Consider the following 241-nt stretch of genomic DNA (forward strand, 5'->3'; position numbering starts at 1 on the left):
CTGAACATTGAGCCTTGATGTGTAGGATAGGTGGGAGACTATGAAGTGTGGACGCCAGTCTGCATGGAGTCAACCTTGAAATACCACCCTTTAACGTTTTGATGTTCTAACCTAGGGTCCATAATCTGGATCGGGGGACCGTGTCTGGTGGGTAGTTTGACTGGGGCGGTCTCCTCCTAAAGAGTAACGGAGGAGCACGAAGGTTGGCTAAGCATGGTCGGACATCATGCGGTTAGTGCAA

The 241-nt window shown here is 50.6% G+C and carries 1 rRNA gene; it reads left to right on the forward strand.

From position 1 onward, the window contains the following. Positions 1-241, forward strand: a 23S ribosomal RNA gene (locus BHE89_RS02735); the annotation flags it as partial.

The sequence above is a fragment of the Shigella sp. FC1967 genome (genome assembly GCF_001743005.1).
GTDB lineage: Bacteria > Pseudomonadota > Gammaproteobacteria > Enterobacterales > Enterobacteriaceae > Proteus.